At 61.9% G+C, this 7,294-nt stretch carries 6 protein-coding genes and 1 pseudogene; 1 reads left to right on the top strand and 6 read right to left on the bottom strand.

Features of this window, described 5'->3' with window-relative positions; all coding sequences use genetic code 11:
- The 4 genes from AC1DRP_RS35045 to AC1DRP_RS35030 all read right to left on the bottom strand — a co-directional run.
- Positions 1-126 (bottom strand): transglutaminase N-terminal domain-containing protein (locus AC1DRP_RS35045; protein WP_476770948.1); only part of this gene is annotated, 126 nt, incomplete at its 3' end.
- A gap of 84 nt (positions 127-210) precedes the next feature.
- Positions 211-1,152 carry an alpha-E domain-containing protein gene (locus tag AC1DRP_RS35040; protein ID WP_476770947.1) on the bottom strand — a complete coding sequence of 314 codons (942 nt, stop codon included), beginning with the start codon at positions 1,150-1,152 and terminating at the stop codon, positions 211-213.
- Positions 1,153-1,225: 73 nt separating this feature from the next.
- Entirely contained in the window at positions 1,226-2,578 is a 1,353-nt protein-coding gene (locus AC1DRP_RS35035; RefSeq protein WP_476770946.1) for a circularly permuted type 2 ATP-grasp protein, read from the bottom strand.
- A 25-nt stretch (positions 2,579-2,603) separates the two neighbouring features.
- Positions 2,604-3,224 (bottom strand): TetR/AcrR family transcriptional regulator, encoded by a 621-nt coding sequence (locus AC1DRP_RS35030; RefSeq protein WP_441506176.1) that lies wholly within the window; start codon positions 3,222-3,224, stop codon positions 2,604-2,606.
- Between the two features lie 126 nt (positions 3,225-3,350).
- Here AC1DRP_RS35030 and AC1DRP_RS35025 point away from each other — a divergent pair, with 126 nt between their 5' ends.
- Positions 3,351-4,358, top strand: a complete 1,008-nt coding sequence (locus AC1DRP_RS35025; RefSeq protein WP_476770945.1) for an NAD(P)-dependent oxidoreductase — start codon at positions 3,351-3,353, stop codon at positions 4,356-4,358.
- A gap of 146 nt (positions 4,359-4,504) precedes the next feature.
- Here the strand turns inward: AC1DRP_RS35025 and AC1DRP_RS35020 are convergent.
- Positions 4,505-4,822, bottom strand: a pseudogene (locus AC1DRP_RS35020) (JAB domain-containing protein); the annotation flags it as partial.
- A 62-nt stretch (positions 4,823-4,884) separates the two neighbouring features.
- The gene (locus tag AC1DRP_RS35015; protein ID WP_476770944.1) at positions 4,885-6,084 is read right to left on the bottom strand and encodes an integrase; all 1,200 of its coding nucleotides are present in this window, start codon (positions 6,082-6,084) and stop codon (positions 4,885-4,887) included.
- Positions 6,085-7,294 lie beyond the last annotated feature (1,210 nt).

Here is a 7,294-nt window from a genome sequence, read left to right as displayed (position 1 = left end):
CTCGATGCGCCAGGACATCACATGCTGGCCGTCATGATCGCGCGGGGTCAGCCGCAGAATCTGCGTCAGCTGGCGTACGGGCTCGTCATAGGCATAGGTAATCGAGTGGGAAATCCTGATCCGCATGGGCGATCGCTGTCTCGACGGGCGCGTTGGTTTCCGGTCCATATCTAGTGTTCTGCGGGCGGGCAGGCGAGCCCGCCGCGTTCTTTATTGCAGATACTGCTCCGAGATCGTGAGGCCGAGGCGGCCGTTCTCGCTGATGAAATCCTCGATGAATTCGTGCAGCCCGTGCTGGAAGACGGAGTCGATGCGCGCGTTCGAAAGGCTTGCCAGCGTCTTGCGAGCCTGGCGCTGAGCCGGGCCGTGCCGGCCATAGGCATCGCCGAGAGCGTCGAGGAAGCGTGAGATGTTCTCGTAGCAGGCGGCGAGCGAGCGCGGCATCCGGCGGTTGAGGATCAGCAGATCGGCGATCAGCTGCGGCTTCACGGCCTCGCGATAAACCCAGTGATAGGCAGTCAGTGCCGAGACCTCGCGCAGCACCGTGGTCCATTGGAAATAGTCGAGCGAGCCGCCGACCTGTTCGCTCTCGGGCAGCAGCACATGGTATTTCACGTCGAGGATGCGGGCGGTGTTGTCGGCGCGCTCGATATAGACGCCGAGCCGCGAGAACCAGTAGCTGTCGTCGCGCAGCATGGTCCGGTAGGCCGAGYCGTCGAAGACCAGTGAGACGTTCTTCACCCAGTCGAGGAACCGGGCGAACTCCTCGCGGTCCATGCGCTTCTTCTCGAACCGTTGCAGTTCCAGCCAGGCGCTGTTCAGCGCGTCCCACATTTCCGAGGTGAGCGCGGTGCGTACCGCACGAGCATTCGAGCGGGCCAGCGCGAAGCAATTGCGAATCGAGGACAGGTTATCCGGGTTGAAGGTGAGGAAATCGCAGACATTGCGCTCATTCGCCTCGCCATAGGCCTTGGCGAAGGTCTCTTCGCAACCGGCGGTCGCGACCGCACTGTGCCATTCGGTCCCGGCGCCACCATAGGACGAGGGCAGGTTGGTGAGCCGCATCGTCGCATCGAGGATGCGGGCGAGATATTCGGCGCGCTCGACGTAGCGGGAGACCCAGTAGAGGCTGTCGGCGGTGCGGGAGAGCATGGTCAGATCCGGCCTTTTCGCAATGCGCGGGGCTGCGTCCTGGAAGCGGGAATGCGGAAATGCGCTGTTGCCATCATGCATCGAGCACCCAGGTGTCCTTTGTTCCGCCGCCCTGGCTGGAATTGACCACGAGCGAGCCTTCCTTCAGCGCAACGCGGGTGAGGCCGCCGGGCACGCAGGAAATGCCGTTGGCGCCGGAGAGCACATAGGGCCGCAGGTCGACATGCCGCGGTGCGACGCCGGAGGCGACGAAGGTCGGGCAGGTGGAGAGCGCCAGCGTCGGCTGGGCGATGAAGCCTTCCGGCTGGGCCTTCAGCTTCTTGCGGAATGTTTCGATCTGGGCCTTGTTGGCATGGGGGCCGACAAGCATGCCATAGCCGCCGGAGCCGTTGACCTCCTTGACGACGAGCTTGTCGAGATTGTCGAGCACATAAGCATTGGCCTCCGGCTCGCGGCAGCGGAAGGTCGGGACGTTCTTCAGGATCGGCTCCTCGCCGGTGAAGAACTTCACGATCTCCGGCATGTAGCTGTAGACCGCCTTGTCGTCGGMGACGCCGGTGCCGACCGCATTGGCGAGCGTAACATTTCCCGCCTTGTAGGCGCCGATGATGCCCGGCACGCCAAGCACCGAATCCCCGCGGAAGACCAGCGGGTCGATGAAGTCGTCGTCGATGCGGCGGTAGATCACATCGACGCGCTTCGGCCCCTGCGTCGTGCGCATATAGACGACATCGTCCTTGACCAGCAGGTCCGAGCCCTCGACCAACTCGACGCCGAGCTTGTCGGCGAGGAAGGAGTGCTCGTAGAAGGCCGAATTATACTGTCCGGGCGTGAGCAGGCAGATCGTCGGATCTGACGAGGCGCGGCGCGGCGCGACCGAGCGCAGGGTCGCGAGCAACTGGTCGGGATAGTTGTCGACCGGTGCGACGCGGTGCATCGCGAAGAGCTCCGGGAAGAGCCGGAGCATCACCTCGCGATTCTCCATCATGTAGGAGACCCCGGAGGGGGTGCGGGCATTGTCTTCGAGCACATAGAATGTGTCGGCGTCGACGCGCACGATGTCGATGCCGGCGATATGGCAGTAAATGCCGTGCGGCACCTGGAAGTCGACCATCTCCAACTGGTAGCAGGCGTTGCGGTAGACCAGGTCCGGCGGAATGATCCCGGCCTTCAGGCATTCCTTCGGCCCGTAGACGTCGGCGAGGAACATGTTCAGAGCGGTGACGCGCTGGCGCAGGCCTTTCTCGAGCTTGGCCCATTCCGGCTTGGTCAGGACGCGCGGGATGATGTCGAACGGGATCAGCCGTTCGGTGGATTCTTCGTCGCCATAGACGGCAAAGGTCGGATAAATCGAGCCCTGCCCAATCCTTGGGCAGCATTCGGGCCGATTGCAACGTGGCCGAGGTGCAGGCGGGCCTGGGCGCATTGGGCCTGGTGCGGGATGGTGCGGTTTACGATGCGTCCTCGCCTGAAGATGCGCTGCTCGACTTACCGATCAGCCGGACGATCAGCGCGGCCAGCAATTCGGTCGCTCTTGCCTCATTGGCCTCGCCGCGCAGCACCTCGCCTGACACGGATTCGGCAGCTCCTAGGATCGCGACACAGCGTAGGTGCAGGTCCTCTGCGGGGAGCTGGCCGGCATAGGGAGCCAGTGCCTCGCGATAGAGTGAGATATAGCCGTCGACGAGCTCCCGCTGGACGGCCTCCATCGCTTCCGTGCCCTTGAGGGCGGCTGAAAGCGAGTGCCATTCCGGGCCGATCGACGTTGCGCAGGAGAGATAGGATTCGGCGACCGCGCGTGCGACCTTGTCGAGGCGCGGCTCCAGTTGGTCGAGGGCCTCCGCCAGTGCTCCGCCCTGTTGTTCGTCGATCCGGCAATAGAGCGCGATCATCAATGCCTCGCGCGAGCCGAAATGATCATAGGCCACCGGCTTGCTGACGCCGGCCCGTTCGGCGACGCGCCCGAGCGTCAGCGCGTCTGCGCCGTCTTCGCCCACCATCGTCATGGCGCAATCGAGCAACTGCTCGCGGCGCTCCACCCTGGGCAGCTTCTTCGCAGATCCCGTCGACATCGGCGTCTCCGCTTCTCCCCTTGCAGCGCAGTTGACAATGCTTCTATGCAATCCTACTAAAGGTAACTTACTTTTAGTAGGCGATCAATAGACCGATCGCGGCTTGGCGCTCCAGGAGATTTGTCCATGTCCACCCCCCAACGCCCCGTCCTGATCATTGGTGGATCGGGCGTCGTAGGCGGCCAGGCGGCCGCAGCGCTGCGCCGCTTGCAATTCGACCTTCCGATCGCCATCGGCGGGCGCGATCTCGCCAAGGCGCAGGTGGTTGCTCAGAAGGTCGGGGGCGCGATTGCGACGCGGGGCGATCTTGACCGCCGGGACCTCGGCCAGCCGGAGGGAGCGCAGTACAGCGCCATAGTCGTCTTCGTGAAGGACGATGGCCTGAACTCGATGCGCTACGCGCAGGATCACGGTATCCCCTATATCAGCGTATCGAGCGGCACCTTCGAGATCGGTCCGGAGGTCGCGCAGTTCATTCACGCGGCAACGAAGGCCCCGGTGCTTCTCGCAAGCCAGTGGCTGGCCGGTGCTGCGGTGTTTCCGGCCCTGGTCATTGCCAAGGATTTCCGCACGATCGATTCCATTGCGATCGGCGCACTGCTCGACGAGCAGGATATGGGTGGCCCGGCGGCCTTGACGGACTACAACCGCATCACGGGAGCGGCACCGGCCGCGCTGACGCTGACGGGCGGCAAGTTCAGCTGGGTCAATGGTGAGGATGCCAAGGCGCGCTATCGTAGCGTCGATGGTGTCGAGCTCGACGCAACCGCCTATTCTCCACTCGATATCGTCAGCCTCGCCGCGGTGACCGATGCCAGATCGGTGCGGCTCGACCTTGCCTTCTCCGAATCCGCCAGCCGCCGCCGTGGCGAGCCCTTCTCGACCGAAATCACGATCGCGATCGACGGCGTGCTGAGGAATGGCCAGCGCAGCACGATGCGCCACGAGATCGTCCATCCCGATGGCCAGGCGCCCCTGACTGCACTTGGCGTCGCGCTCGCCGTCGAAAGGATGCTGGGACTCGCAGGCGGCGCCGCTCCGCAGCCCGGCCTCTATCTGCCGGAATCGATCCTGGCTCCTGATTACTATGTCGGCCGCATGAAGGAGTTCGGTGCTCAGTTCCGCCAGACCTGAGACAGAGACTGAGCAGGATCAAGGCGGCGCGAGGCTTCGCGCCGCCTTGATCCTCGGATCGGATATCGTATCCAATCCGATGACCTAACCTTCTGTGATTGCATCGGCTTTCCCGAAAACCACAATCCACTTTTCGGGCCGATGCCTTAGATCAGCCCCAGCCCCCGGAAGCTCGCATGGCCATCGCGGCCGACGATGACGTGGTCGTGGATCACGATGCCGAGGGGCTTTGCGATATCGACGAGATCGCGCGTCATCTTCACGTCGGCGCCCGAGGGGGTCGGGTCGCCTGACGGATGGTTATGGACAAGGATGATCGCACTTGCTGAGAGTTCCAGGGCGCGGCGCATCACCTCGCGGGGGTAGACGGGAGTGTGGTCGACCGTTCCGGTCTGCTGGACCTCGTCGGCGATCAGCGCGTTCTTCTTGTCGAGGAAGAGGATGCGGATGTGTTCCTCCTTTTCTAATTTCTACATATAATCAAGCGCTTACCCGGCTCATCCCCCAAACGTCCCTGCCACGTCCCTCATAGTTCGTTCTTGGAACGTTTTGCGAGCCGAAGTTGGGCAACAYGGCTGGTCTGCTCAATGGTGCCGCGATTGTATCTGGCGCTGGTCTGGCGGTTCTTATGACCGGCTGATTTCATGACGTCGGTCTCTGCCGCGCCGAGGTCGTACGCTTCAGTAATTGCGCCTGCTCGAGCGTCCATGTTCCAGACACCTTTGGGCACTCCAGCCTTGTTCGCGATGGCGCGCCAGCGATCAGTGAAGTTTCGATGCTTGTACGGCTCGCCTGTCCGCTCGGCGATGATCATAGGACCAACGCGCTTCGACAAGGGTACGCGGGCAATCTCCGCCAGAGCAGTGGGGTGAAGCTTCAGGTCGTGCTCAACGGCGAAACCAGTCTTCGTGTGAACCTTGCGAAGGATCAGGTTTGCATCAATGTGGGACCAGAGCAGGCCGTTCACCCAACGGCGCCCTTTGTAAAAGATTCCGCCCTCCGTCTCGGCCGGTTCCCATTCACCGATGACGTCCTTCTGTCGCATCGCGAGTTCGAACTGGAGCGCAGTGGCCAGCGCGACCGAGGGCCAACCTTCCGCATGCGCGGTCGCCCGCACTGCATCGACGTGCTCGACGGTCATTACGGCTGTCCTGGCCGGAGGCGACTTAAAGCGGATCTTCGAAAGGATCGTGTCGGCGCGGAAGCAATCGTCGTAACCCAGCGTGACGCCATAGCTGATAAGTTGACGAACGGCATCCATCGCATGCTTGGCGCGCCAGGGGCGGGGAGGTGCGTCGGGCGCCTTTGGCGCGCCGAAACGCGCGTGCCAGCGCTTGAAGTCGGGACCGAGCAGTTTCGCGATCTGCCGATCAGCGACGCTCTTCTCTATGATGGTCAGCGACTTCAGAACGTTGTCTCGGCTGCTCCACTTCATGGTTCGGAACGGCGAGTCGTCGTTGATCTGAAATAGGCGTGACAAGCTCAGCATCGTCCCGTCGTAGCCAGGCGCAGCGCGTTGACCGCTGGAAGCCCATGCAAGCATTTCGGCCTGCAGGATCTTACAGCGGGAAGACTTCTGCTCCTGACCTTGTGGGGTATCGGGGAAGTGAAGGCGAACGGCCTTAGGTTGGTAGCCTCGCTTAACGAGATCAGAGCGAGCCTCCCAATATTCTCTGTAGGAACCGTCTCGGTTGCGCTTCCGCTTAAGGCCTGGCGTGTCGGTCATCCCCAATTCTCCAAGCCGTCTGCCGAGGAGGGCAGAGCAGTCTGGTGCACGCCGTGCCTGCGGTCCAAGAATGCCCTCACAGCAGGCCAGTGCCTGCAGCCAGTCAGGGGGTCGACGCGTGGCAGGCCTTCCCGCTCCCAAACAATCGCGAGCGCGTCCCACTGCGTTTTTGACTTGGGGCCGAGCACGCGCTGAGCAATCACAGGCTCAGGCAGGTAAAGCGGCGTGTTGTCATTCGCTGGTTGCATCCGCTCACCTTCGGGCTGGCTCGATCTGCAACCGAGCCGGAATGCCCTCTAATAGCCGAGTGTATGGGGTCAAAAGTCAAGTCCGCGCCCCCGTGCCCCGGTCGTGGGACACCGCAATTAGCCCGATTCACACATTGATTAGTCAAGCGGTGTGCCGGGGACCGCGCCGCCCTAATTTCACCATGCCGGCCCAGCACATGGCGCGACCGCCACAGCGATGCGGCGCAGGACKCCGGGCCGTAGTCAAAGCCCCCCAGCCCAGAAGGCCCGGCGTCCGTCTCTGCGATCGGACCTAGCGCGCCCCTTGGCGACACGGATCTCTACGTTGAACGCCGATCGAAAACGGGATCAACTGGCAGTTCGAGAGGCAGCCCATGCGGCGTGTCGGTATCGAGCATTTATCTCGGTAGAACACTCGAGAAATTGCATTCCATAATCGTCCCCAAAATACTCACTGACGGAATTGTCTATTTCATAAAGAAATGACCGCCTGATTTCGCAGTCGTCGCCAACTTCTCTGTAGCAAGCAATTGCGAGTGTTTTAGCGTCGATCCGACATTGCTCTATCGTGTCGCAAAAATTCTGCATTGAAATTCGAGAAACGTTATCAGAAATCGATTCTCGATTGAGTAGCATCGAGCGAAGAACCGACTCTATCACGATCTCTTTCGTTTTCTGGGTCATTGCCTTCTTGCGCGTTGACATAGTCATACCCTTTCGCCGCCAAATGGCGCGCTTTCAAATTGCCCAAATTGGGCAAGCGTTTTCTTTCACCCCCGGAGGGGCGTGTTCGTTGCGTTGAAAGGCCGCTTGGGAGCGGCGATACCCACTTAAGGGCTGGGCTACCCCGAGGGGTGCGGGCGTTCCAAGGAACAATGCCATTTAGCCGAGTGTTTGACGTCGAAAGTCAAGCGGCTCCCAGCGGCATGATCGTGGAACGCCGCTTTTAGCCCGATTCACAC

Source organism: Allobosea sp. 01N443 (assembly GCF_056399325.1).
This window is presented reverse-complemented; position numbering and strand designations above follow the sequence as displayed.